This window comes from Flavobacterium sp. UBA5153, from assembly GCA_002413745.1.
In the GTDB taxonomy this organism is placed as follows: domain Bacteria; phylum Bacteroidota; class Bacteroidia; order Flavobacteriales; family Flavobacteriaceae; genus Flavobacterium.
Genome location: DHXP01000031.1, coordinates 156,601 through 180,793, shown reverse-complemented (window position 1 = coordinate 180,793; position 24,193 = coordinate 156,601). Strand labels below are relative to the sequence as shown.

The following is a 24,193-nucleotide window of genomic DNA, read 5'->3' as shown; positions in this document are numbered from 1 at the left end:
TATCGGGAGAACTAAATGAAATATACAGCGGCATTATGCTATAACGATTGGACTAAAATATACTAACCAATGGTATAACAATTCTAGGAACTATTTAATTATGTAAAAAAGGGCAACATTCTATTTGATATAGAATGTTGCCCTTTTAAATTTTCCTAAAAGTTTTTTTGATATTCGTTAAGTAGAAATTGAATGATTTTTGAATGTCTTTCCAGTATGGGTAATGGATGTGAATGTATTTTCAACAGTAACGGATGCCTTGGAATAAATTCTTGAAAAGTTATATTCAGAGTTTCGCAATATCTCCAGATGTCGTGATTTTGCATATCATGTGAAAGTCTATGTCTATCCATTCGCTTACTTTTATCAAGCCCATCATTTTGTTTTGTGGGCTAAGCCCAAAATCGCGAATACTCATTTTTTTCTTTCCATCCACAATATATGAATCTCCGTTGCTATTGAAGGAAATAGGAATGGAATATTGTTTTGTTATCCCGGTTATTGTTATGCTTACCAGTGCGTTTCCGTTGTAAGATTGTCCTTTTTCTGTGATGGGTTGTAAATTCAGATAATTTATTTGGACTTGTAAAGTGGGGTAGGTGTCCGATTTTAATAACTTTAAGAAATCTTTTAAAGCCATAATATTATTAGAAGCAAAATTATTAACAGCTACTGAAAGTCGGTTCTGGCTTAAAAATATTTTGTTTTGGGTTTGTGTAGTTGCAATTGAGATCTTATTTCTTGAGAGTTTTTCGCCGTTTTGAAACAGTTTAAACGACAATAGATTTGTTGACCCGCTAATGGTAAGGGAACTGTTTTTTTGTAGTTCGGCAGAAAACAAATTTTGGGCCGTTACGGAGTCACAAATTATGAAACATAATACCATTAAACCAATAATCTTTTTCATAACAAAATGTTTAACATCTTAAAATTGTTAACCGGCAATATTTACACTTGCCGGTTAAACAACTACTAAAACAAATAAATCAATTAGAAACTTATCGTTGCTTCAAACATTAATCCTTTGAAACTTCCTCCATATAAATCATTAGGAGTTGTTCCTGTAAATTGTGCGTAATCTTTATAATTTTGGCTTACATAAGCTAATTTAGCCAATATGTTTTTTGTCATAAACCAACCTAAACTAGATTCTAATCTGTTTACAGTTACTGCTTTTGCATCCGCATTGGCCAATTTTCCTGATACAACACCGTATCTTGCACCGATATACATATTCTCGTTTGCTCCAAATCTGTACAATACATCTCCTGTATATTGGTTTACCGTACGTTTTGCATCAACACCTTTTGTATCTCCTCCTGAAGCAAATTCTAAAGTACCGAAGAATTCAAGACCTTTGTATTTTACAAATGGGTTTACCATAATGTTTGTAGACCAGTTTCCAAACCCAGGGTTAAATCTACCAGTGGTAGGGTTAGCAGCAAGAGCATCAGTTGAAGTTCCGTCAGAATTTAAAGTCATATTGTTGTATACAGTTTTGGTTCCATTAGTATAAGTTTGGTGAGACATTACATAGTAATAACGGCTACCGGCTCTATCAGAGGAGTATAAGTTACCACTAGTATTTGCGCAATGGTATAAAGATCCCGTGATTCTTACTCTTAAATCTTTGTCAATTTGTTTGTCGTATCCTAGTTTAGCCAAAAATGTAGGGCTTACAACCGTGTTTGGATCAGGTTTTGCAGGAGTGGCAGCAGATGGGATAATTTCTCCAACATTTTGATTTAATTTTGAGTTTGTCACACCAAACATGCTTACAAATCCACTTCTGTTGTAGTATACTTCAATTCCTGGCTCTGTAGTGAACGAATCCATAATATTACTTTCAATAAAAGGGTTCATTATGGCATTTCCATTGTCAGTTCTTCTAAAGTGGGCATCACCGTAGTTATTTTCCATTTGTCCAGCTTTAATTGTTGCATATTTCATGAAACCTGCCAAGAAATCTTTTTTGATGAAATCTAATTTGTCAATTTGCAAATACCCGCCTTTTACCCAAGTTTCATTGTGGTGTCTTGCAGCCAAATAAAGATCTAAGTTTACACGTACTCCGTCAGCCAATTGGGCGCCAAAAATCATGTTTGCTGTGGGTAAATTTAAATTGTTTGCTAAATTGTTTAATCTGTAATTTGTAATTGTAACTGGTAAGTTTGCTTGATCGTTAAATGAATTTAAAGCTTGAAATTGCAATGCAAAAGATCCGCCTAAATCTATGCTGATTCCTTTGAATTCGACACTGTCTTTTTTTACGTCAAATTGGTTAACTCCATCTTTACCTCTTGAAATTTGGTTTTGTATTTGTCCAAAAGAGACTTGTTGTGCCATAATGTTGCCAGACAGGCAAAAGGCTGCTATCAGTAATGATACTCTAATAATTGTTTTCATGATTGGAATTTTAAATTAGTTATTTATTATTATTTAGTTTATTGATTACATTATTATCCTTTAAAAGTCACGTCAAATTTGACAGTAACAGCATCACCCGTTTTCATTGAACCAAAAAATGCTGTTGGAGGAATCATTTTAAAATCTGTCATTTTTAAGGAAGCACTTCCCTTGAGATGATAATCGCCGGCTGTTGTAATTTTTACTATAGATTTAAAGCTGATTTTTTTTGTTTCTCCAGCCATAGTCAGATTTCCGGTTAACGTTATTTCTGAATCTTTATCAGTAATTTTTACAGGAGAAACTTCTGTTAGTTGAAAAACAATGTTTGGATTTTTCTTGGCGTCAAAAGAGTCATAAGTTTTGCCATCCATAATTCCTTTTCCACTTTTTAATGAAATAACCGGAATTTTTACAATTAGAGTATTTATCTGTTTAGAACTGTTTAATCCTAATTCACTATTGATTTTGGTTACTTTTATATCCCAATCGTGTAGATTAGAGGTTCCATGGATATTAGCGGTGGAACTTTGGGGAATAACGTTAAAATTTTGTGCATTCACCGCACTAATAGAGAAGAACATAATGCTTATGCAAAGCCCTATAAATTTTTTTGAAAATTGTGTTTTAGTCATTGTTTTTGAATTTAAATATTAGTTATTTTTTGTTTTTTTTGTCTGTATTTTATTTTTGTTCTCGCTTCAATAATAGTTGAAGTGTTTTTCTTGTACAAAGATATTTCGACTTGTGTGGAACTTTCCTGATAATTATCATATTGTGAGTTATTATAACTATAAATCTTTAATTTTTGTTGTATTATTATAAAATTAACAATAATTATGTTTTATTGTCGATGTAAAATAGTTGTATTTTAAAAAAAGGGACATTTTGGTGTTTTTTTTCAATTCGTTGATATGTAGTATCTTACAATGTGAAGTTGCGAAAATTTAAAATTTAAGGTTCTATTTTAAAGAATGCTTTATTGTCAAAAAAAGCTTAATTTTAGCTAAATATTCGCAATTTTGCTATGGTTAACTATAACGTTTTTTTTAGCATTTGAATGATTTTATGAATTTATTCCCTAAATATTTATTAAATCGAGTAGATAATTTTACTTTTGCAGAACAACTTCTGTTAATTATGTACAAACAAATTATTCGCCCGATACTTTTTTGGTTTGATCCTGAAAAAGTCCATTATTTTACCTTTTCATTAATTCGAATTTTATCCAAAATACCTGGAATCCCATCACTTTTCAGGTGCCTGTATGCAGTCAATGACAAGCGTTTGGAAACGGAAGTCTTTGGATTAAAGTTCAAAAATCCTGTTGGACTAGCTGCGGGTTTCGACAAAGATGCTTCGCTATATAAGGAGTTATCCAGCTTTGGGTTTGGTTTTATCGAAATAGGGACCATTACGCCAAAGGGTCAAGAAGGTAACCCGAAAAAACGCATATTTCGTTTGAAAGAAGATGGTGCCATCATTAACAGGATGGGATTCAATAATGGAGGAGTTCAAGAAGCGGTTGAACGGCTCAAGAAAAATAAAGGGGTTCTCATAGGAGGGAATATTGGTAAAAATAAATTGACTCCAAATGAAGATGCCACTTCTGATTATGAAATTTGCTTTGAGGCCTTATTTGATTATGTCGATTATTTTGTAGTCAACGTGAGTTCCCCAAACACGCCAAATCTTAGAGAACTACAGGAAAAAGAACCATTGACGCGATTGTTGCAAGCATTGCAAAATTTGAATTTGGCAAAGCCAAAACAAAAACCAATCTTGCTAAAAATAGCTCCTGATTTAACCGACACCCAACTTCTGGATATTATTGATATTGTCAAGGAAACCAAGATTGCGGGAGTAATTGCCACCAATACCACCATTTCGCGTGAAGGATTAACATCTGAAAAGAAGAGCGAAACAGGAGGAATGTCAGGAAAACCCCTGCGAGATCGTTCAACCGAGGTTATTCGTTTTTTATCTGAAAAAAGCAATAAAGCATTCCCTATAATTGGAGTGGGAGGCATCCATTCGCCCGAAGATGCAATCGAAAAACTCGAAGCCGGAGCCAGTTTAATCCAAATTTATACTGGTTTTATTTATGAAGGTCCTGGTTTGATCAAAGCGATTAACAAGAAGATTTTAGAGAAACTTTAAACTTTTAAACTTTAAACTTTCTTATATTTGGGCTTCTATGGAAGCGATAAAAATTATAGAATGTCCGCGAGATGCAATGCAAGGAATAAAGACTTTTATTCCTACGGCAAAAAAAGCAGCTTACATTCAGTCCTTGCTTCGTGTAGGTTTTGATACTATAGATTTTGGGAGTTTTGTTTCGCCCAAAGCCATTCCGCAAATGCAGGACACTGCCGAAGTTTTGGCACAACTTGATTTATCGCAAACCCGAAGTAAATTATTGGCCATAATTGCCAATACACAGGGGGCAACCGCCGCTTCACATCATCAACCCATTCAATATTTGGGTTTTCCCTTTTCGATTTCCGAGAATTTCCAGATGCGTAATACACACAAAACCATTGCCGAATCACTGGTAACCTTGCAGGAAATCCTGGAAATTGCCGATAAAAGCAATAAAGAAGTAGTGGCGTATCTTTCGATGGGATTCGGGAATCCTTACGGAGATCCTTGGAGTATGGAAATAGTGGGCGAGTGGACCGAAAAATTATCCAATATGGGAGTAAAAATCCTTTCGCTTTCGGATACCGTTGGCAGTTCAACTCCAGACGTGATTCAGTATTTGTTTTCGCATTTAATTCCCAGGTATCCAAAGATTGAATTTGGTGCCCATTTGCACACCACTCCGGACAAATGGTTCGAGAAAGTTGACGCCGCTTACAATGCAGGATGTCGTCGTTTTGATGGCGCCATACAGGGTTTTGGCGGATGCCCAATGGCGAAAGATGAATTAACGGGCAATATGCCTACTGAGAAATTACTTTCTTATTTCACTTCAAAAAAAGGAAATACGAATTTGAGCCCAATGAGTTTTGAAAGTGCTTATAATGAAGCCTCAAAATTATTTGGTGCGTTTCATTAGGAAATAATAAAATGAAAATACCTTCGTTGTAGTTGTAATTGCAATTGAATTTATTGAAATTGACATTGAAATTGAATATTATGAATAAATTTTTAGGGATATTTATCCTCGCAATTTTCTCCTTTTCCTGCTCTAGCAACTTAGACTTTAATCAGGTCAATAATTTAAAGTTAGAGCCGGTTTTCGTAGCAAATTTGGCGTCTTTTGATGTTTCCGCAAATCAATTTGTCACTAACGGAGCAGAACAAGACGTGTTTCTTGATGTGGCAAATTTTGACGTGTTCAAGGATTCTTTTTTTGATAAAAGTTTAAAAAAAGCCGAATTATTTTTTGAAATCAACAATACCATAAACAGGGCATACTCCATAGACTTGGTATTGCTAGACGTTAATGACACACCACTTTACACTATTCCTTTTAACGTTCCGGCTTATAGCGGTGCGGAAAATTTGGTGACCAAAACCGAAATATTCGAAAATAACAATCTTGTTTTATTGAAAAGCACCACAAAAATAGCTTTTACCATTACAATGTTGACCGGTCCGCCTTTAAGCGAAAGCAGTTTAGGGAGTTTAAAAATGCGTTCAAGTGCCACCGTTTATTTAGTGGTGCGATGAGAAAAACACTATTGCTTTTTATCTTTTCGGTATCAATTAGTTGCTTTTCCCAAAACAGGGAAATTTTATACAACTTTACTTCGGTACCTCAATCCTTGTTGAGTAATCCGGGTTCTGATGTTAAATACAATTGGTTTATTGGCGTTCCCTTACTGTCCGGCATTTCTGCAAACGTAGGTTCCAGCGGATTTTCTGCCTATGATTTATTTGCCAATAACGGGGTGGATTTTAATACTAAATTAAGGAATGTTGTTTTCTCCTCTTCAAGGAATGACAAGCTGGTGATAAATGAACAAGTGGAACTTTTTAGTGGTGGTTTTAAAATTGGGGATTGGCAGAAAAGTGCTTATATTTCTTCTGGAATGTACCAAGAATTAGATGTTCTAACCTATATGCCCAAAGATCCCGCCATATTGGCTTTGGATGGAAATAAGGATTATCTAGGAAAAGTTTTTAATTTTGGCGATTTGAGTATGAAAGGCGAAATGCTTTCTGTTTTTCACGTTGGATACCATAAAAACATAAGCGATAAATTAATAATAGGGGTTAGAGGGAAAATTTATTCCAGTGTTTTTAATGTTTCTTCAACCCAAAATTCAGGATATTTTTATACCATTCCGTCCACAAATTCCATTTATGAACAAGTTATTAATTCAAACATATTGGTCAACACTTCCGGCTTTTTGAATTATACTCGTAATTATACCGGGAATGCCAAAAGTGATATTACCAAAAAGACTTTATTTGGAGGCAATCTGGGATTGGGATTTGACGCCGGACTTACTTATTATTTCCAAAAGAACATCCAGTTTACGGCAAGTATCATAGATGTTGGCTTTATAAAACACGCTAAGGATATAGAAAATTATAGCCTTAAAGGCACCTATAATTATATGGGCTTAACGCCTGATTTTCTTTCGGGTTCATCAACAAATATCTATCAAGCATTTAAAAAGGCCATTCCTTTAGACACTTTGCATAACAAATACACTACTTGGCGACCTGTAAAATTTAATTCTTCCGTTCAATATTCATTTGGAGACGGCAGGAATTCTGAGTGTAGTTGTAGCGGAAATGAAATGAAATATAAAAATTCCGTTGGGGCGCAATTGTTTGCAATGACAACTCCAAGAATGCCTTTAATGGCCTTGACGGCTTATTATAGACGGCAAATTTTCGAATCTCTAGAAATGAAAGCAACCTACACTGTGGATTCATTTTCGGTTAAAAACATTGGATTGGGATTATCTACAACTATCGGTAAAGTCAATTTTTATATGATGGCGGACAATTTATTGGAATTTAGAGATGTTTCTAAAGCCAATAGTATGTCGTTCCAATTGGGACTCAATGTCTTTTTTCCAGATAAAAATACGCCTGATTAAAACAGGATTTTATTTTTGATTTCTTCGCTTGAATCCTTTGTAAATTTCGATCCAAATCACCGAAACAAACCCCACTAAAATACTTAATATTATTTGAAAAGCCGATACTTTATCAAACATAAAAAAATGGGAGAATGCGGGAACAAACAAAAGCAAACTGGTAATTAAAACGGTTATTCCAATGATTATCAAAACTAAATTGTTTTTGTATTTTAAGGTCGTGATTATCGAATAATAGAAGGAACGATTGGCTAATGTCAGGAAGATATTGGAAGCAATCAATGTTAGGAAAACGACTGTTCGGGTAACGCTTTCGGAACAGCTTTCTTGGACACAATATTGATAGACGAATAAAAGTCCCAGCGTGATGACAAGTCCTTGGACAATACTGATGATTATTTCTTTCAAGTTGAAAAAAGTGGTCGTAAACGGTCTCGGTTTTTGCAACATCAGATTGGGTTCCATAGGTTCATTCTCGTAAATTATAGAGCAGGTTGGTCCCATAATTATTTCCAGAAAAATAATATGTACAGGTGAGAAAATATTCGGATAAATCCAACCCAAAACCAGCGGAATAAAGACAATTAAAACGATGGGAATATGTATGGAAATGATATATTGAATGGCTTTTTTTAGGTTGGCATATATTTTTCTTCCCATAGCGATGGCATCAATCATTTTTGCCAAATCATCTTCTATCAGGATGAGGTTTGCCGCCTGTTTGGCAATTTCGGTTCCTTTTTTACCCATTGCAATTCCTATATGTGCTGATTTTAAAGCGGGACCGTCATTGACTCCGTCACCCGTCATTGCCACGATTTGGTTGTTTTCTTTTAATGCCTTTATTATTTTGAGTTTGGCTTCGGGAAACATTCTGGTGAAAATGGTGGTTTCCATTACTTTTCCTCTTAATGTGGCTTCATCCATCGCCATCAATTCATCTCCATTTAATGTGTTTTCGGGATTTCTAAATCCTACTTGTCTGGCGATAGTTGAGGTTGTCGTGGCGTTGTCTCCAGTTACTATTTTAACTTGGATTCCCGCATTATAAAAGGTGTCAAATACTGCCTTGATATTCTCTTTTGGAGGATCATAAAAAGCAATCAATCCCTTAAATTTAAAAGGGAATTCTTGTTGTGTTTTTGGATATTCATTCCCTAAAAACTCGGAAATGCCAACACCCAATACCCGAAAACCCTCTTTCGCCATTGTTTCCAAAGCGATATTGATTTGTTGTTTTTCACGTTCCGAAAGATTGGAATGAGCCATTAATGCTTCTGCGGCTCCTTTGGCTGCAATGATTCTGGTTCCGTTTTTGTTTTCGAAAATATGTGTCATCATTGGCGGATTTCCATCCAATGGATATTCGTGAATCAATTTAAAGTCAGGGCGTTCATCCTTGATTTCTAATTTCGAATAAGCATCGTGCAGTGCTTTTTCCATTCCATCAAACGGAATGGGCTCGCTCGCCCACATTGAAATTCTAAGCAATTCCAATTCTTCGTCGTCAAGTTCCTCTTTTGGATTTACAATTTTGTCTGATGATAACAAGTATAATTGCGCCAAACTCATTTTATTTTCGGTGATGGTTCCTGTTTTATCCGTACAAATTACGTTGGCACTTCCCAGGGTTTCAACGGTTTTGGTTTGCTTTACAATGATTCCCATTTTTATTAATCGCCAGGCGCCCAAAGCCATAAAAGTGGTAAAGGCTACCGGAATTTCCTCAGGAATAATACTCATTGCGAGGGTTAATGCCTTCAATAAACTATCTAAAAACAGACCCGAATTATAAAAATTTATTGCCCAAACAATACCAAAAATTATCAGACCAACAATTGACATTTTTTTTACAAAATCTCCGATTTGCATCTGCAAAGGTGTTTTTTCTTCCGCTATTGCTTCCAAACTTTTGCCAATTTTGCCTAATTGGGTTTGGTTGCCAATGGCGGTAACTTCACAAATAGCCAAGCCGCTGGCAACGATTGTTCCCTGAAATATCTGATTGATTTGGGATTTTTCATTTTTGAATACGGCGAGCGATTCACCGGTTAAAATGGATTCGTTTACCGAAAAATCATTGGATTGAATTATGATGCCATCCGCCGGGACAAAGGTGCCTTCCTCTATTTGGATTAAATCACCCAAGACAATTTCTTCGCTGGGAATTTCAGTAATTTCGCCGTTGCGGATGACTCTGCTTTTGGGTTGTAATAATTTTTTTAGTTCTTCAATAGCATTTCGACTTTTTGATTCTTGGTAAAGTGAAATGGTGGAAACCAATACTATGGCTGCAGCCATAAAAATTCCGTCGGCATAAGCCCCCGTAATAAAATAGATGCTTGTTGCTGTTACCAGCAATAAAAACATAGGTTCCTTAATCATTTCGATTAAAGAAATAAGGAAACCGTTTTTATCTTGATGTTCCAAAGAATTGTAACCGTTCTTTTCTCTTGACCGCATCACTTCTTCGTCAGAAAGTCCTCTTAATGAATGGTTTGTTTTTTCCATTGGAAAATTATAGTGGTTTTTTCATTTTTAAAAATGATAAAACGAGGTTAGAAGAGTGAAATAATTTTGTACTGCTAATTTAATTATTTATTATTTAAATTATGGTGTTTTTCTGCTTAAGATTCCCTAAATTTGCATGCAATTTAACTACAACTTCAAATTGCAATGATAGCACACAACTCCAAGATTATCGGCGAAGGTCTAACTTACGATGATGTATTATTAGTTCCGAATTACTCCAATGTACTTCCTCGAGAAGTGAGTATCAAATCAAAATTTTCAAGAAACATAACACTTAATGTACCAATTGTTTCCGCCGCGATGGATACCGTTACCGAAAGTGCAATGGCAATTGCAATGGCTCAAGAAGGAGGAATTGGTGTCTTACATAAGAATATGACCATCGAGCAACAAGCTGCCAAAGTGCGAAAAGTAAAACGTGCCGAATCAGGAATGATTATCGATCCGGTAACTTTGCCATTGACTTCTACCGTTGCCGACGCCAAAAATGCAATGAAAGAATTCGGGATTGGCGGTATTCCAATTGTCGATGAAAACAAAATATTAAAAGGAATTGTTACCAATCGAGATTTACGTTTCGAAAAAAACAATGCCAGACCAATCATAGAAGTGATGACCAGCAAAAACTTGGTCACCGTTGCCGAAGGAACTTCTTTAGGGCAAGCCGAAGTTGTTTTGCAGGGACACAAAATCGAGAAACTTCCAGTGGTTAATGACGAAAATAAATTAGTCGGATTAATCACTTTTAGAGATATCACCAAATTAACCCAAAAACCAAACGCCAATAAAGATGTTTATGGTCGTTTGCGTGTTGCTGCTGCCATTGGCGTAACAGCAGATGCACTCGAAAGAGCGAAAGCGCTCGTTCAAGCCGGTGTAGATGCCATAATTATTGATACTGCTCACGGTCACACGCAGGGAGTTGTCAATGTGTTGAAAGATGTAAAAACTAATTTTCCCCAAATAGATGTTATCGTTGGAAATATTGCCACTCCCGAAGCTGCAAAATTTCTTGTTGAAAATGGTGCCGATGGTGTAAAAGTTGGAATTGGTCCAGGTTCTATTTGTACCACTCGTATTATTGCAGGCGTTGGTTTTCCACAATTTTCTGCCGTTCTAGAAGTTGCAGCAGCTTTAAAAGGAACTGGAGTTCCGGTTATTGCCGATGGTGGAATTCGTTACACTGGTGATATTCCCAAAGCAATTGCTGCCGGTGCCGATTGTGTGATGTTAGGTTCACTTTTGGCTGGAACCAAAGAATCCCCTGGGGAAACCATTATTTTTGAAGGAAGAAAATTCAAATCTTACCGCGGAATGGGTTCTGTAGAAGCCATGGAAGGTGGTTCAAAAGATCGTTATTTCCAAGATGTGGAAGACGATGTCAAGAAACTGGTTCCCGAAGGAATCGTGGGTCGTGTGCCTTACAAAGGAGAATTGGAAGAAAGTATGCAACAGTTCATTGGTGGACTTCGCGCCGGAATGGGTTATTGCGGTTCAAAAGATGTTCCAACATTACAGGAAACAGGGCGTTTTGTTCGTATCACCGCAAGCGGAATCAACGAAAGTCATCCACATAATGTGACCATTACCAAAGAAGCTCCGAATTATTCGAGATAGACTTTAGTCAAAAGTCGAAAGTCAAAAGGCGTAAGATTTAGTTCTTATGCCTTTTTTATTTTTCCTTTTCACTTCTCAAAACATTACTTCCGCATTTTTTTATTCAGGTGCTCGCTATCCCAACTGTGATTAGTGGCGGCAACTTGAGAATCCAAATCACTTTTTAAAAGTTGTTCCAGCAGTTCTATTTCTTCTTTTATGGTAACCAGGTAAGCCGCTTTATCATGACGTTTTTCGGCTAATTTAAGAGTCGTGATTTCATCATATTTTATAAATTGCTGTCCATGTCGGGTGGCAGTATATCTCCGATGTCCTAATACCACCAAAGCATCAACTCCCATATTAACGGCACTGTATAAGGTTTCACGATAAATATGGTCTACTTTATGGTCGATTAATTCGTAAGCATCAATTCGGTTTCTGGCACGGGTAAGGATTTTTAAATTCGGATAATGCTTTTGTAAAATTTTAATTACCTGCAAATTCACCGTGGGGTTATCTATTGCGGCAATAAAGAGTTTTGCCTTTTCGCATCCTGCAGCTTTCAATAATTCCAATCGCGTGGCATCGCCATAATGCGCTTTGAATCCCATTTTTCGTAATACGTCTATTCGGTCTGAATCGTAATCTAAAATAGTCGATTTTACGTTACTGGCTCTCAACAAACGACCCACAGTGCTCCCGAAATGTCCAAAACCAGCGATGATAACGGGATTATGTTCGTCGATAATATCACTCTCTTTTTTGTTTTCTTTTTCTTTGATTTTTGAATTTGTATATATAAAACGTTCATTTATAAGCTGTAAAATAGGAGTAGCCACCATGCTCATCGCTATGATCGCCACAATTTGGTTGGCTAAAATATTCGGAATGATGTATAACGACACACAGAAACTAGTAATCACAAAACCAAATTCTCCGGATTGACTTAAACCAAAAGCGAATAATAGATTTTGGTCCATTTTATTTATGTAAAACTTACTAATTGCAAATGACACCAAGAATTTCACCAAAATTAAAATCGCTCCAAAAACAAAAATAAATAATGAATTGTCCCTAATCAGTTGGAAATTTATCGATGCGCCAACACCAATAAAAAACAAACCTAAAAGCAGCCCTTTAAACGGAGCAATATCGCCTTCCAATTCGTGACGAAATTCGGAATTGGCAAGTACAACTCCAGCCATAAAAGTACCAAGTGCGGGATTTAAACCAATCAAATGCATCAAACAGGAAACTCCAACGACCAATAGTAGAGCCGAGGCAGTAAACAATTCCTGCAAACGTGTTTTTGCAATAATTCGCAATAATGGAACAAATAGAAATCGACCGGAAAAGTAGATAATCAAAATAATTCCGATTACAATTAAGGTTTGCAACCAACTCTGAAAACCAGAAATTAAGGATTGATGGGTATCATTTGTTGTATTTGGATTACCCGTTGCCAAAAGGGGTAAAAAAGCTAAAATTGGGATCACCGTTATATCCTGAAAAAGCAGAACAGCAAACGAGGAACGTCCCACCGAGGTGTCTGACAATCCTTTTTCTTTTAAACTTTGCAAAACAATGGCAGTGGAAGATAATGCCAAAGCCAATGAAATCGCTAATGTAGTTTTCCAATTCCAATCCATGAAAAGGAGGCATCCAATGAATAAAACTAAAGTAGTGCCAACCAATTGCAAGGAACCCATTCCAAGAATAAATTTTCGTATTTTCCATATCTTGCCGGGTTCCAATTCTAAACCAATTAAAAACATCATCATCACAACACCAAATTCGGCAAAGCGCATAATATCCTGACTTTCCTGACCAATAAAACCCAGTACAAAGGGACCAATGATTATTCCCGCAAGCAAGTAGCCTAAAATAGAACTCATTCCTAGTTTTTTGGCAATGGGAACACAAACAACCGCTGCCGATAAATATATAATCGCATGAAATAGATAGTCCGTTTCCATATTATGTTTCTATTGTGGCAAACCAATCATTTAAATAATGGTATTGCAAAATTTTATTGATGTCTAAATCATTATTTTCCAAATAATCAAGAAAACGCCCATAAACCAAACCGTTTTTACCATAATCTTCTTTGGTCATGCTATACGTTCCGTGCACTACAAAAGGCGGTAAATATTCCATATTGCACACTTTTGCCGTTTGATAAAACGGTTCCAATAAATTAGGAATCGCATACCGATCACGACCCGTTTCGTAAAAACTTTTCTTGTCTCCACCGGTTGTAATTACCTGAAAAATAATTTTATCCTTCAAAGCACTTCCTTTTTTTCCATAAGCCCAGCCATATTCGAGTACCATATCAATCCATTGCTTCATGAGTGGCGGACAATTGTACCAATACATGGGATGATGCCATATAATAATATTGTGCCGGCTTAACAGCAATTGCTCTCGTTTTACATCAATATCAAAATTGGGATATTCCTCATATAAATCGTGAAAAGTAATGTTTTCTGAATCGGGAATATTTTGCACCAAAGCCTTATTCGTGCTCGATTTCTCGAATAGCGGATGAAAAAACAGGATCAAGATTTTGTTTTTTGGCATAGTTTCTATTTTTTAAAGCTATTTAGCTACGTTAAATTTTAGATTTCTGCTTTCGAAAGTTATCGGAATGTTCTCCTTTTTTTGTGTAAGGGGAGGTACAAAAAATATTACTGTCTCCATCAGGCTATTTTGTTAAAAATAACAGCTTTATTCTGATAGAGGATATGCTTGATGAAAGTTAATAAATAATGCTCAGTATAAAAAAAGTAACCTTCCTTCGAAGCCAATTTTTATGATATTATTATCACAATAAACAGAAAAACCCGTCAAATCGAGATGGTGTTATTTTCGCTTTAACGGGGTTTATTTTTTTTATTTAGCTAATAACCAAATAATTAATAGGATTATATGCAATAACTCACTTTTAATTTTCTTTTAAATTTTTAGTGTTACAATGAAATTACGAATCGCATTTCATTGTTGTAATGAAAATATATTTTATTCTAAATTATTCAATTCAGATAAAGTATAAAACTTCATATTGTTTTGATGGACATAACTGCAGATTAGCTCCAATGTTTTCATTTTTGTCTGATAATTTGCAGTTACATCTTTTACTGTTTTATGACCAACCAAAATCAAAATTTTGTTATTTTTCTTTGCATAATCCAGTAACTTCAAAAGATATGGAATGCTAAAATGAATATGGCTATTGTCAATGTCGAAACCATATACAATTCTCGAGTTATTGAAATAACAGACTTGTTTTGAAGGACTTTCTCCTCCAAACGCTCTTCCTCTCACTATCTGAAATTTGTTTAATAAAGTGGTGTCAAGTGTCGCATTTCTTTCCCCATCCGGGTAGGCAAATGAAGTAACATTCAACGAGAGTTTTTTCATTATGGCAAGCATCGGATTTATTTCCTGGTTTATATATTCATTAATTCCGTATTTAGAAATAAACTTAACCGCATTGTAATGATGGAGTCCATGACCTGCAATCTCGTGACCTTCCTTTTGTAATTTTAGGAGTTTATTTATTTCAATCGTGTCTAAAGTGTTTATTTTACTCACACAAAAAGTGGCTTTCCAATCGTATTTTTTTAATGATTTATCAGCATCAAACCACTCATTTACATAAGCATCATCAAAGGATAAAACGACTCCCGCTTGGTAAGGCTTGATTTCTTGTTTGCTTTTTTTATTTTCACAGGAAAATAGGAGAAACAAAGTGCAAAGCAATATATTTTTCAGTAGGCAATTCTTCATAATTACTTTGTACTTTAAGAGTATTTTTTTATTAAATCCCCAAAAAGTTACTCGGTGTAATCTGCATCAATTCTTTCTTAATTTCATCTGAAACTTCTAGCGTTGCAATAAAATTATGGATTGCTTTTTTGTCAATCGCTTCATTGGTTCTGGTCAATCCTTTCAAGGCTTCATACGGATTTGGGTAGCCTTCACGACGTAGGATTGTTTGAATCGCTTCGGCAACAACGGCCCAGTTTTTCTCTAAATCTTCGGCAAATTTTGGTTCATTCAAAAGCAGTTTATTCAAACCTTTCAAAGTGGCTTCAAAAGCAATTAAAGTATGTCCCATAGGAACGCCAATGTTTCTCAAAACCGTGCTGTCAGTCAAATCGCGTTGCAATCTTGACAAGGGTAATTTAGCCGAAAGATGTTCGAAAATGGCATTCGCCATTCCTAAATTTCCTTCCGAATTTTCAAAATCTATTGGGTTTACTTTATGTGGCATTGCCGAAGAACCAATTTCTCCAGCCTTGATTTTTTGTTTGAAATATTCCATTGAAACATACGTCCAAATGTCTCTGTCTAAATCGATAATGATGGTATTTATTCTTTTCAATGCATCAAAAAACGCTGCAAAATGATCGTAATGTTCAATTTGGGTGGTTGGGAAAGAGTGATGTAAGCTAAGTGTTTCCTCTACAAAACTACTTCCAAAATTTCTCCAGTCGATTTGAGGATAGGCTACGTGATGGGCATTATAATTTCCGGTTGCACCACCAAATTTTGCCGCAAACGGAATGTTGAATAACAAACGCATTTGCTCTTCCAAACGTTCCACAAAAACACCAATTTCTTTGCCCAAACGTGTTGGCGAAGCGGGTTGCCCGTGTGTTCTGGCAAGCATTGGAATGTCGCGCCATTCAACGCTTAAATCTTTTAATTTTGATGTCAAAGTGATCAATGACGGCATATATACTTTCTCGAAAGCTTCTTTGGTCGAAAGCGGAATCGCCGTATTATTGATGTCTTGCGAGGTCAGCCCAAAATGGATAAACTCTTTATATTCAGAAATTCCCAACTTTTCGAAAGCATTTTTGATAAAATATTCGACCGCTTTCACGTCGTGGTTGGTTATTTTTTCAGTTTCTTTTATCCAAAGTGCATCATCGGTAGATAAATTTTTATAGATATTACGTAAACTTTCGAATAAATCGGGATTTACATCTTTTAATTGTGGCAAAGGAATTTCGCAAAGCGCAATGAAATATTCAATTTCAACCAATACACGGTATTTGATTAGGGCTTCTTCCGAAAAATATTTTGAAAGTGAACTGGTTTTGCTTCTGTATCTTCCGTCTATTGGAGATACGGCGTTTAATTCGTTTAATGTATTCATTGTTATTGTGTTGTTTTGAAGCACAAAAATAAGGAATAGTGTTCAGTATTCCGTATTCCGAGTTCAGTTTTTTAGTGTAAATCAAATAACATTTGTTTCAAAACTAAAACACCTTCTGTTGCATTCATTGGAATAATTTCCACGGGATTTCGCAAATTACGCATCATGGCAGGTTTTGGATCGATATAGAAAATGGGGATTTCAGGATTTGTAAATTCAATTAATCCCGCCGCTGGGTAGACTTGCAGCGAAGTTCCTATGACCACAAAAATATCGGCTTGTTGCGTTATTTCCAAGGCTTCTTCTAATGCGGGTACTTCCTCGCCAAACCAAACGATGTGAGGCCTCAATTGGTTCCCTTTGTCGTCAACATCGCCAAAATTTAAATCGTCTGTCCAATCTAGAATGTAATTTTTATTAATTGTACTTCGTACTTTCAATAATTCGCCATGGAGGTGCAAAACATTCGAGCTTCCTGATTTCTCGTGCAAGTTGTCGACGTTTTGGGTGATGATGAAAACCTCGAAATGCTTTTCTAATTCAGCCAGGATTTCGTGTCCTACGTTGGGTTGCACTTCGTGTAATTGTTTGCGTCTTTGGTTATAAAAATCAAGAACCAATTCAGTATTTTTCTTCCAGCCTTCGAGTGTTGCGACATCCATAACGTTGTGTCCTTCCCAAAGTCCGCCTGCATCTCGAAAGGTTTTGATGCCGCTTTCGGCGCTAATTCCCGCTCCGGTTAATATAACTAGTTTCTTTTTCATTTTTTAAAATTTGGACGCTGATAGCACGGATTTTCTTATAAGGTAAGAAAAATAAAGTTAGTGTTTTTTTAGTATTTTTACCAAAAAAACTTTGCAATGATTGATGTTGATTACCTTCATTTTCTCGAAAATATCTTAACCGAAAACAGAAAAAACAAGTTTCTTAAAGTGCTGGAAAACAGGACCAACCATTTTACGGTCGTGGTGGAAGATATTTTCCAGATGCATAATGCCAGCGCGGTGATGCGCAGTTGCGAGGTTTTTGGGATTCAGGAATTGAATGTAATTGAGCAGCGTTACGGAAAAAGTATCGACAAGGAAATTGCGATGGGTGCCCAGAAATGGGTCGATATAAAAACGTTTGACAGTATTTCGAATTGTGTGGATTCCATAAAAAACAAAGGATACCAAATCATCGCCACGACGCCGCACGAGAATGATTGCGTACTGGATGATTTTGATATTTCGAAACCAAGTGCCTTGTTTTTTGGAACGGAAAGAGACGGATTGTCGGAAGAAATATTGCAAAAGGCGGATGGATTTCTTAAAATCCCAATGGTTGGTTTTACCGAAAGTTTGAATATCTCGGTTTCGGCAGCCATCATCATTCAAAATCTAATGAGTAGGTTACGCAAATCGGATATCGATTGGCATTTATCCGAAGAAGAAATCTTGGAAAAACGTTTGGCTTGGGCACGGAATTCCATAAAGGATATCAAGAGAATAGAGGAGAGGTATTATGCGGAACTTTAGTTGTGCTGTTGTCTAGTATCTATTTTATCGACAAACGGCATTGCCATTGTAATTTAAAGGGTATTTTTTCCTTTCAACGATTTTTGTATATTTAGTTAAATATTGTTGATATTTTTGGAATGAAATTTTAAAATACATCATTTCATGAATACTAAAAATATATTTAGCCCTGCCTATAGACAAGATTATTTTGAAGGATATTCAAATGGTTTGAATCCATTCCTGCAAGTTAATTGCGACAACAAAGGGGACGCTTTTAATTCTGGATTCGATTCCGGAAGGATGGATTATGAGGGAATGAACGGCTCTATTATTGAAGGAATTCCTCAATGTATTGTTACCAATAAAGTTTTAGAAGATTTTCTTCTGTCAGGTTTGCTTGGATTAAGTATTGAGACTGATGGTTACACATCGTTTCAGCTTAATATAATAGCGAAATGGTATCTAAGTGGTATAGAAAAATATGATCCAAATGAAAGTATTTATCTTTTTACAATACTTGAAAAAAATGGAATTAGCATAAATTAGACTCTTATAATTCGAGCACAAGGCTAACTTTGAATTAAGCCCCTGTTCTGCGAAGGTCTCCCGACCTCGCAGCAGTACTCTTAAAAAAATGTTCAAATTTAAAATATCAGCAACAGGATTATCTGCATTTTCAAGTGTTAATAATCTGGTATGAGTTTCTGTTGCTAATTAGAATCGCTCCATCCATTATCTTCTGATTGGATAATCACGTAAATAATATTCTCGTTATGGCAAACAGGCTACGAGGTCGGGAGACCATCGCAAAGCACGGGGGTGTTAGCGGTTCGTACTTTATTCTTTAACTTTTATTTGATTGATTATCATTTTCAAATCATCTTTTCCCCAATATTTCCATAGCTTTATTAGACTTTTCAAAAGCCAAATGAATGCACCGATTGTAAGCAATATGAAAAGTGCTTCCCAAGTATCTTTAGTTATACCAGCAAATTCTTTAAAATCGGCTGTACAAAATGTTGTAACAAAAGCAAGTAATAAACCAAATGGTGTCCACCAATCTCTTTGGGAAGTTAATATCTCTTTTGTTTTAATTAGAACTAGTTCTATTTTATCAGAAGTTGTTATTATAATTTCTTGCTCAACATTTTTGTGAACAGTCATATTTTTAGAAAACTCATCATTTAGGTCAATATTATTCATATTGTCGGGGTTAATATTATTTGCCATCTTCTTCATTTTTAGTTTCTTGTGGTAATAATTTTAAAGCTCCTAAAGCGTGTTGACTTACAAATCCACAATTTTCACATATTATTGCAGTTGTTGGAATATTTGGACCACCTAATGAAATGTTTTTCAGATCTTGTATAAAATTACTGAAATAACCTTCTGTCAAAGAGAATTTATTATGATTACACATTGGACATTTCAAATTGGGAATTTTTTGGTTCAATGCAAAAATTATTTTTCTTTTTTCTTCTTCTGATAACATAATTTATATATTAATTTCTACTTTTTTTTAGTATGACCGCTAACTCGTATATATACGCAACTCAAAAAAGCACTATATCTAATGTGTTTTCGAAAGTATATATTTTATTCCCTTCAAATATAACAAAATAAACAAAGTAAAAATTTACTTACTTTTTAAAAATAATCTCATCCGAACCAGCATAATCAGAACCCTGGACAATTCCCCTGCGGTCGATTTCCTTCTCGATATAGCTTTGAATATTCGATTTGTTCAATCCCCAATTGGGCGCAATGAGCAAATCCCAATCGGATATTCCAAACAAGCGCTGGATCACGATGTCGGGTCGCAAAAGCGGGATTAACTCGCAAAGCAAGTCGGTGTATTCTTCCAAAGTGAAGAGTTTAAATGGGTTTTTCTTGTATTTGGCTCCCATAATCGAGCCTTCGACAATATGCAAATGATGGAATTTCACGAATTTTATTTGTGGAAATCGGTTGATTTCGTGGATATAACCCAACATCATTTCCCGGGTTTCCCAAGGAAATCCAAAAATGGTATGCACACACAAATCGAGTGGACTGTCTTTGAGCAATTCTACCGCGGCAACAAACTCGGCGTGGCTGCAACCTCGGTTAATTTGCTCTAAAGTTTCGTCATAAATCGATTCCATTCCCATCTCCAAATCCACGTCAAATCGGTCGCAATAACTTTCCAATAACGCCACTTTTTCGGCATCGATGCAATCGGGTCGCGTGCCAACAGAAAACCCCACAACATCGTCGGTGTTGACGGATAATGCTTCGTCGTACATCGTTTTTAAATAATGAACTGGAGCATACGTATTGGTGTTTGGCTGGAAATAAACGATATATTTATCGGCTTTGTAAAAGTTTTTGGCGCGCTGCATTCCGTCCTTTAACTGCGCTTGCATTGTAGTCGAAGTTCTCGAAATTTCCGGCGTGTAGGAATCGACATTGCAATAGGTGCAACCGCCGTAGCCTTTGCTTCCGTCTCTGTTGGGACAGGAAAAACCACCGTCGACAATCACTTTATAGACACGTTGTCCGTTGTATTTTTTGCGCAAGTGCGCTCCGTAATTGTTATATCCTTTGGCTTCAGAATCAGGTGTTGTGCTCATTCTTCAAAAATACGAAATTCGATTCACTGGGAGTGACTTGGTTAATTGTTTATTTTGAGTTGCATCAACAAGTCGGTTTGTACATCATTGCCCAAGGTGAAAACGTGTTGGTCAAATTCGACAAAACCATTTTTAGAATAAAATTGCAGCGCTCTGTGATTTTCTTCCCAAACGCCCAGCCAAACCCAATCAACGTTAGTTTATTTTGCGATTTTTATCGCTTCGTCAAGCAACAATTGACCCACTTTTTTCCCGTGAAAGGCTTGCAATACGTAGATTCTGTGAATTTCTAAAGTGTTTTCTTTTTGTTTTTCGGTTTGGGAGTTGCCAAAGTTTATTTTCAAGTAGCCAATGGTTTTATTTTCTAAAACAGCAAGATAAAAAGCCGATTCCGGGTTGTTTATTTCCGAAGTCATTTGTTCTGGATTGAAATTTTCACGGACATAATTGGCCATATTTTCTGGCGTATTCACGGCTGCAAAAGTTTCGGTGAAAGTCTGCTTGCTGATTTCCTGAATAATTTCAAGATCGGAAATTGTTGCTTTCTTGATTTCGATTTTGGACATAAAAAAATGTGGAATTTTAAATTGGTATGGACTTAACGGATTCATAAAAGTTAGTCAGTTTTTTGTTCCGTTAGGAACTAGCAATATAATGAAACGGATTCTTGTAAATCTAAAAAAAAAATTTTCTACCTATATTTTGTTTCTAACGGAACAAGCAATCTAATCAAACAGATTCTTGCAAACCTAAAAATTAATTTCTACCAATGTTTAGTTCCTAACGGAACAGATAATTCAACTGAAAGATTCTTGTAAATCTAAAAATTATCTGTGGGAATCTGTGCAATCTGTGTTCATTTTCAAATCCAAAAATACATAAATATAATGACAGACAATTTTCATTTTCGGTTTTTCAATTTGTACTTTTGAAAATTCCAATCAAGAGAACAAATAATTATGAAAATTGTACTATCGCCAGCCAAATCGTTGAACTTTGAAAAAACATTGCCAACAGCAAAATTCTCGGAGGCTCTGTTTTTAAAAGAAGCAAGACAGGTTCATAAAGTTTTGAAACAAAAATCGCCCAAAGACCTTTCGGAATTAATGGATATTTCGGATAAACTGGCCGATTTGAATTGGCAACGCAATCAAGATTGGAAAACGCCTTTTGCTCCAGAAAACGCCCGTCCTGCCCTATTTGCTTTTGATGGTGATGTGTATGCTGGTTTGGATGCTTATTCGATTCCAACGGAGAAATTAGAAACTTTGCAAGACAGCGTTCGAATTCTATCAGGTTTGTATGGAATCCTGAAACCATTGGATTTAATTCAGGCTTACCGACTGGAAATGGGAACCAAATTGCCCATTGGCGAGAGCAAAAACTTATACGAATTTTGGAAAGCCGCCATTACAAAAGCATTGAACAAAGAACTCGAAAAAGGCGAGCTTTTTATCAATTTGGCGAGCAACGAATATTTTTCGGTTATTGACATAAAAGCATTGAAAGTTCCTGTAATCACGCCCGAATTCAAGGATTACAAAAACGGAAAACTAAAAATAATCAGCTTTTTTGCCAAGAAGGCGAGGGGAATGATGGTGCGTTATATTATCGATACCAATGCAAAAACCATTGAAGATTTGAAAGGTTTCAATTATGAAGGCTATCAATTTGACTCCAATTTGTCAAAAGGAAATCATTTGGTTTTTACACGATAATCTAATGCATTGCATCAGCAGGATTAATTTTCCCTTTTCCTTTTTTAATCATAAGAATGAAAGGAATGCAAAGTAAAAACAGGATACCCAAATACAAAAACACATCCATATACGTCAATACGGAACTTTGAACCATAACTTTAAACTCGATAGCTTTATAGGCCTTTGCCAAAGATTCATTGAAACTAAATCCTTTTGACATAAAACCTTGTTGCATTTTCTGCACAGTTTGCTGTACTTGAAAAGAAGTTTTGTCAAGGTGTGAAATTAAATTCACACGGTGTCCTTGATTGAATATCGCAATGAAAGTGGTGATGATGGCAATCCCGAAAGAACCTCCAAGTTGTCTCATCATACCCGTAAAAGCGGCTCCTTCTCCAATATGTTTCCCCGAAAGTGTCGATAAGGAAAGTGTAGTGATTGGCACGAACAATAATCCAAGTCCGATGCCTCTTAATATTAATGGCCAAAACATTTCTTCTGCGCTGGTATTTGGCGTAATTATGTTGTGCATCCAAAAAGTAAAAAAGAAAAATATCATGAATCCTACAGCCACCATATAAGCTTGTGGCACACCTCGTTGAATCATTTTTCCAATAAAAGGCATCATAATTCCGGTAGTTATGGAACTTGGAATTAGCAATAAACCTGCATCCAAAGCGCTCCAACCCAAAACGGATTGGGTGTAAATGGGCACTATAAAAGTGGAGCCATACAAACCAAATCCCATAATGAAACTCATGATGGTTCCCACTCTCAAATTGGTGTTTTTCAACACTTTTAAGTTGACAATAGGATGTTTATAAGTGAGTTCTCTTTTGATAAAAAGGATCAATCCAAATAAGGATACAATACTTAAACCCAAAATTAACTTATCGTTGAACCAGTCATCTTGTTGCCCGTGTTCCAAGACAAATTGTAAGGAACCGATGAATGTTGCCAAAAAGGCAATTCCCCACCAATCGACTTGATTTGCTTTTAGTTTGTCGCCATATTTCGGGCTTTTAACAAACGTTAGCGTTAGTATGGTAGCGATAATCCCAATTGGAATGTTGATGTAAAAAATAAATGGCCAAGAAAAATGATCCACAATATAACCGCCCAAAGGTGGTCCAAGCGTAGGTCCCACGATAACTCCCATGCCATAAATAGCTTGTGCCATTCCTCTTTTGGCAACAGGATAACTTTCGGTAATGATGGTTTGTGCTGTTACTAACAAGGCTCCACCTCCAAGTCCCTGAACAAATCGGAAGGCGACGAGTTCCCATATATTATCGGCATTGCCGCATAAAAAGGAGGAAACAGTAAAAATAATAATCGAAACCGCAAAATAATTGCGTCGACCGAATTGCTGTGAAAGCCAGCTTGTCATCGGGATTACAATTACATTGGCAATAGCATAAGCCGTAATCACCCAAGCGATATCCGTAAGAGTGGCGCCAAGGCTACCTCGCATATTGTTCAAAGCCACGTTTACAATTGTGGTATCCACGATTTCAAGCAAGGCACATAGTACGGCTGTTACCGTAATAATAATCCTTCTGAAACCGTATTCTACTAATTCGTCTTCCACCGTTTATTTTGCTATTTTAGA

22 protein-coding genes are annotated in these 24,193 nt (G+C 36.0%); 8 read left to right on the top strand and 14 right to left on the bottom strand.

Annotation, left to right across the window (positions count from 1 at the left end; all coding sequences use genetic code 11):
* Window positions 1-286: 286 nt before the first annotated feature.
* From B2145_RS07035 to B2145_RS07025, 3 genes are all read right to left on the bottom strand, one after another.
* On the bottom strand, window positions 287-907 hold the full coding sequence (locus B2145_RS07035; protein WP_291100157.1) for a YceI family protein: 621 nt from the start codon (window positions 905-907) through the stop codon (window positions 287-289).
* An 83-nt stretch (window positions 908-990) separates the two neighbouring features.
* A complete protein-coding gene (locus tag B2145_RS07030) occupies window positions 991-2,406 on the bottom strand; it encodes a hypothetical protein (RefSeq protein ID WP_291100154.1) in 1,416 nt (471 codons plus the stop codon).
* A gap of 53 nt (window positions 2,407-2,459) precedes the next feature.
* A complete protein-coding gene (locus B2145_RS07025) occupies window positions 2,460-3,041 on the bottom strand; it encodes a YceI family protein (protein WP_291100151.1) in 582 nt (193 codons plus the stop codon).
* A gap of 505 nt (window positions 3,042-3,546) precedes the next feature.
* Between B2145_RS07025 and B2145_RS07020 the strand changes: the two genes are divergently transcribed.
* The 4 genes from B2145_RS07020 to B2145_RS07005 all read left to right on the top strand — a co-directional run bounded on the left by B2145_RS07020 (window position 3,547) and on the right by B2145_RS07005 (window position 7,469).
* Entirely contained in the window at window positions 3,547-4,566 is a 1,020-nt protein-coding gene (locus B2145_RS07020) for a quinone-dependent dihydroorotate dehydrogenase (RefSeq protein WP_291100150.1), read from the top strand.
* 37 nt (window positions 4,567-4,603) lie between these two features.
* On the top strand, window positions 4,604-5,467 hold the full coding sequence (locus tag B2145_RS07015; protein WP_291100148.1) for a hydroxymethylglutaryl-CoA lyase: 864 nt from the start codon (window positions 4,604-4,606) through the stop codon (window positions 5,465-5,467).
* An 80-nt stretch (window positions 5,468-5,547) separates the two neighbouring features.
* Window positions 5,548-6,084, top strand: a complete 537-nt coding sequence (locus tag B2145_RS07010) for a hypothetical protein (protein ID WP_291100147.1) — start codon at window positions 5,548-5,550, stop codon at window positions 6,082-6,084.
* Window positions 6,081-7,469: a DUF5723 family protein gene (locus B2145_RS07005; RefSeq protein ID WP_291100144.1), complete on the top strand. Its 1,389-nt coding sequence runs from the start codon at window positions 6,081-6,083 to the stop codon at window positions 7,467-7,469. The genes B2145_RS07010 and B2145_RS07005 overlap by 4 nt, the downstream gene beginning before the upstream one ends.
* Window positions 7,470-7,478: 9 nt before the next feature.
* Here the strand turns inward: B2145_RS07005 and B2145_RS07000 are convergent, their stop codons facing one another.
* Complete coding sequence (locus B2145_RS07000) at window positions 7,479-9,980, bottom strand: cation-translocating P-type ATPase (RefSeq protein WP_291100141.1); 2,502 nt, start codon at window positions 9,978-9,980, stop codon at window positions 7,479-7,481.
* A 165-nt stretch (window positions 9,981-10,145) separates the two neighbouring features.
* Between B2145_RS07000 and guaB the strand changes: the two genes are divergently transcribed.
* A complete protein-coding gene (gene guaB, locus B2145_RS06995) occupies window positions 10,146-11,618 on the top strand; it encodes an IMP dehydrogenase (RefSeq protein ID WP_291100139.1) in 1,473 nt (490 codons plus the stop codon).
* An 83-nt stretch (window positions 11,619-11,701) separates the two neighbouring features.
* On the opposite strand, the gene B2145_RS06990 is transcribed toward guaB, so the two are convergent.
* The 5 genes from B2145_RS06990 to B2145_RS06970 form a co-directional block, all read right to left on the bottom strand.
* Window positions 11,702-13,576 (bottom strand): monovalent cation:proton antiporter-2 (CPA2) family protein, encoded by a 1,875-nt coding sequence (locus tag B2145_RS06990; protein WP_291100136.1) that lies wholly within the window; start codon window positions 13,574-13,576, stop codon window positions 11,702-11,704.
* Window position 13,577: 1 nt separating this feature from the next.
* Window positions 13,578-14,183: an NAD(P)H-dependent oxidoreductase gene (locus tag B2145_RS06985; protein ID WP_291100133.1), complete on the bottom strand. Its 606-nt coding sequence runs from the start codon at window positions 14,181-14,183 to the stop codon at window positions 13,578-13,580.
* A 438-nt stretch (window positions 14,184-14,621) separates the two neighbouring features.
* The gene (locus tag B2145_RS06980; protein ID WP_291100130.1) at window positions 14,622-15,392 is read right to left on the bottom strand and encodes a polysaccharide deacetylase family protein; all 771 of its coding nucleotides are present in this window, start codon (window positions 15,390-15,392) and stop codon (window positions 14,622-14,624) included.
* 31 nt (window positions 15,393-15,423) lie between these two features.
* Entirely contained in the window at window positions 15,424-16,770 is a 1,347-nt protein-coding gene (gene purB, locus B2145_RS06975; protein WP_291100127.1) for an adenylosuccinate lyase, read from the bottom strand.
* Between the two features lie 71 nt (window positions 16,771-16,841).
* Window positions 16,842-17,534, bottom strand: a complete 693-nt coding sequence (locus tag B2145_RS06970) for an SIR2 family NAD-dependent protein deacylase (RefSeq protein WP_291100124.1) — start codon at window positions 17,532-17,534, stop codon at window positions 16,842-16,844.
* A 96-nt stretch (window positions 17,535-17,630) separates the two neighbouring features.
* On the opposite strand from B2145_RS06970, the gene B2145_RS06965 reads away from it, so the two are divergent.
* Together B2145_RS06965 and B2145_RS06960 are read left to right on the top strand one after the other, a co-directional pair.
* Window positions 17,631-18,287: a TrmH family RNA methyltransferase gene (locus B2145_RS06965; RefSeq protein WP_291100122.1), complete on the top strand. Its 657-nt coding sequence runs from the start codon at window positions 17,631-17,633 to the stop codon at window positions 18,285-18,287.
* 144 nt (window positions 18,288-18,431) lie between these two features.
* Entirely contained in the window at window positions 18,432-18,815 is a 384-nt protein-coding gene (locus B2145_RS06960; protein WP_291100119.1) for a hypothetical protein, read from the top strand.
* 291 nt (window positions 18,816-19,106) lie between these two features.
* Here B2145_RS06960 and B2145_RS06955 read toward each other — a convergent pair whose 3' ends face one another.
* The 4 genes from B2145_RS06955 to B2145_RS06940 all read right to left on the bottom strand — a co-directional run bounded on the left by B2145_RS06955 (window position 19,107) and on the right by B2145_RS06940 (window position 21,447).
* Window positions 19,107-19,499, bottom strand: coding sequence for a hypothetical protein (locus B2145_RS06955; RefSeq protein WP_291100116.1), 393 nt, complete (start codon window positions 19,497-19,499; stop codon window positions 19,107-19,109).
* The gene (locus B2145_RS06950; protein WP_291100113.1) at window positions 19,489-19,761 is read right to left on the bottom strand and encodes a hypothetical protein; all 273 of its coding nucleotides are present in this window, start codon (window positions 19,759-19,761) and stop codon (window positions 19,489-19,491) included. The genes B2145_RS06955 and B2145_RS06950 overlap by 11 nt, the downstream gene beginning before the upstream one ends.
* A 148-nt stretch (window positions 19,762-19,909) precedes the next feature.
* Complete coding sequence (locus B2145_RS06945; protein ID WP_291100110.1) at window positions 19,910-20,881, bottom strand: TIGR01212 family radical SAM protein; 972 nt, start codon at window positions 20,879-20,881, stop codon at window positions 19,910-19,912.
* A gap of 200 nt (window positions 20,882-21,081) precedes the next feature.
* A complete protein-coding gene (locus B2145_RS06940) occupies window positions 21,082-21,447 on the bottom strand; it encodes a GNAT family N-acetyltransferase (RefSeq protein ID WP_414654632.1) in 366 nt (121 codons plus the stop codon).
* A 393-nt stretch (window positions 21,448-21,840) separates the two neighbouring features.
* Between B2145_RS06940 and yaaA the strand changes: the two genes are divergently transcribed.
* The gene (yaaA, locus tag B2145_RS06935; RefSeq protein WP_291100107.1) at window positions 21,841-22,599 is read left to right on the top strand and encodes a peroxide stress protein YaaA; all 759 of its coding nucleotides are present in this window, start codon (window positions 21,841-21,843) and stop codon (window positions 22,597-22,599) included.
* A gap of 1 nt (window position 22,600) precedes the next feature.
* Here yaaA and B2145_RS06930 read toward each other — a convergent pair whose 3' ends face one another.
* Complete coding sequence (locus tag B2145_RS06930) at window positions 22,601-24,172, bottom strand: DHA2 family efflux MFS transporter permease subunit (protein ID WP_291100104.1); 1,572 nt, start codon at window positions 24,170-24,172, stop codon at window positions 22,601-22,603.
* Between the last annotated feature and the right edge of the window lie 21 nt (window positions 24,173-24,193).

Coding starts and splice junctions, on each gene's coding strand:
- B2145_RS07035 (WP_291100157.1), bottom strand. CDS start 907: ATGAAAAAGATTATTGGTTTAATGGTATTATGTTTCATAATTTGTGAC.
- B2145_RS07030 (WP_291100154.1), bottom strand. CDS start 2,406: ATGAAAACAATTATTAGAGTATCATTACTGATAGCAGCCTTTTGCCTG.
- B2145_RS07025 (WP_291100151.1), bottom strand. CDS start 3,041: ATGACTAAAACACAATTTTCAAAAAAATTTATAGGGCTTTGCATAAGC.
- B2145_RS07020 (WP_291100150.1), top strand. CDS start 3,547: ATGTACAAACAAATTATTCGCCCGATACTTTTTTGGTTTGATCCTGAA.
- B2145_RS07015 (WP_291100148.1), top strand. CDS start 4,604: ATGGAAGCGATAAAAATTATAGAATGTCCGCGAGATGCAATGCAAGGA.
- B2145_RS07010 (WP_291100147.1), top strand. CDS start 5,548: ATGAATAAATTTTTAGGGATATTTATCCTCGCAATTTTCTCCTTTTCC.
- B2145_RS07005 (WP_291100144.1), top strand. CDS start 6,081: ATGAGAAAAACACTATTGCTTTTTATCTTTTCGGTATCAATTAGTTGC.
- B2145_RS07000 (WP_291100141.1), bottom strand. CDS start 9,980: ATGGAAAAAACAAACCATTCATTAAGAGGACTTTCTGACGAAGAAGTG.
- guaB (WP_291100139.1), top strand. CDS start 10,146: ATGATAGCACACAACTCCAAGATTATCGGCGAAGGTCTAACTTACGAT.
- B2145_RS06990 (WP_291100136.1), bottom strand. CDS start 13,576: ATGGAAACGGACTATCTATTTCATGCGATTATATATTTATCGGCAGCG.
- B2145_RS06985 (WP_291100133.1), bottom strand. CDS start 14,183: ATGCCAAAAAACAAAATCTTGATCCTGTTTTTTCATCCGCTATTCGAG.
- B2145_RS06980 (WP_291100130.1), bottom strand. CDS start 15,392: ATGAAGAATTGCCTACTGAAAAATATATTGCTTTGCACTTTGTTTCTC.
- purB (WP_291100127.1), bottom strand. CDS start 16,770: ATGAATACATTAAACGAATTAAACGCCGTATCTCCAATAGACGGAAGA.
- B2145_RS06970 (WP_291100124.1), bottom strand. CDS start 17,534: ATGAAAAAGAAACTAGTTATATTAACCGGAGCGGGAATTAGCGCCGAA.
- B2145_RS06965 (WP_291100122.1), top strand. CDS start 17,631: ATGATTGATGTTGATTACCTTCATTTTCTCGAAAATATCTTAACCGAA.
- B2145_RS06960 (WP_291100119.1), top strand. CDS start 18,432: ATGAATACTAAAAATATATTTAGCCCTGCCTATAGACAAGATTATTTT.
- B2145_RS06955 (WP_291100116.1), bottom strand. CDS start 19,499: ATGGCAAATAATATTAACCCCGACAATATGAATAATATTGACCTAAAT.
- B2145_RS06950 (WP_291100113.1), bottom strand. CDS start 19,761: ATGTTATCAGAAGAAGAAAAAAGAAAAATAATTTTTGCATTGAACCAA.
- B2145_RS06945 (WP_291100110.1), bottom strand. CDS start 20,881: ATGAGCACAACACCTGATTCTGAAGCCAAAGGATATAACAATTACGGA.
- B2145_RS06940 (WP_414654632.1), bottom strand. CDS start 21,447: ATGTCCAAAATCGAAATCAAGAAAGCAACAATTTCCGATCTTGAAATT.
- yaaA (WP_291100107.1), top strand. CDS start 21,841: ATGAAAATTGTACTATCGCCAGCCAAATCGTTGAACTTTGAAAAAACA.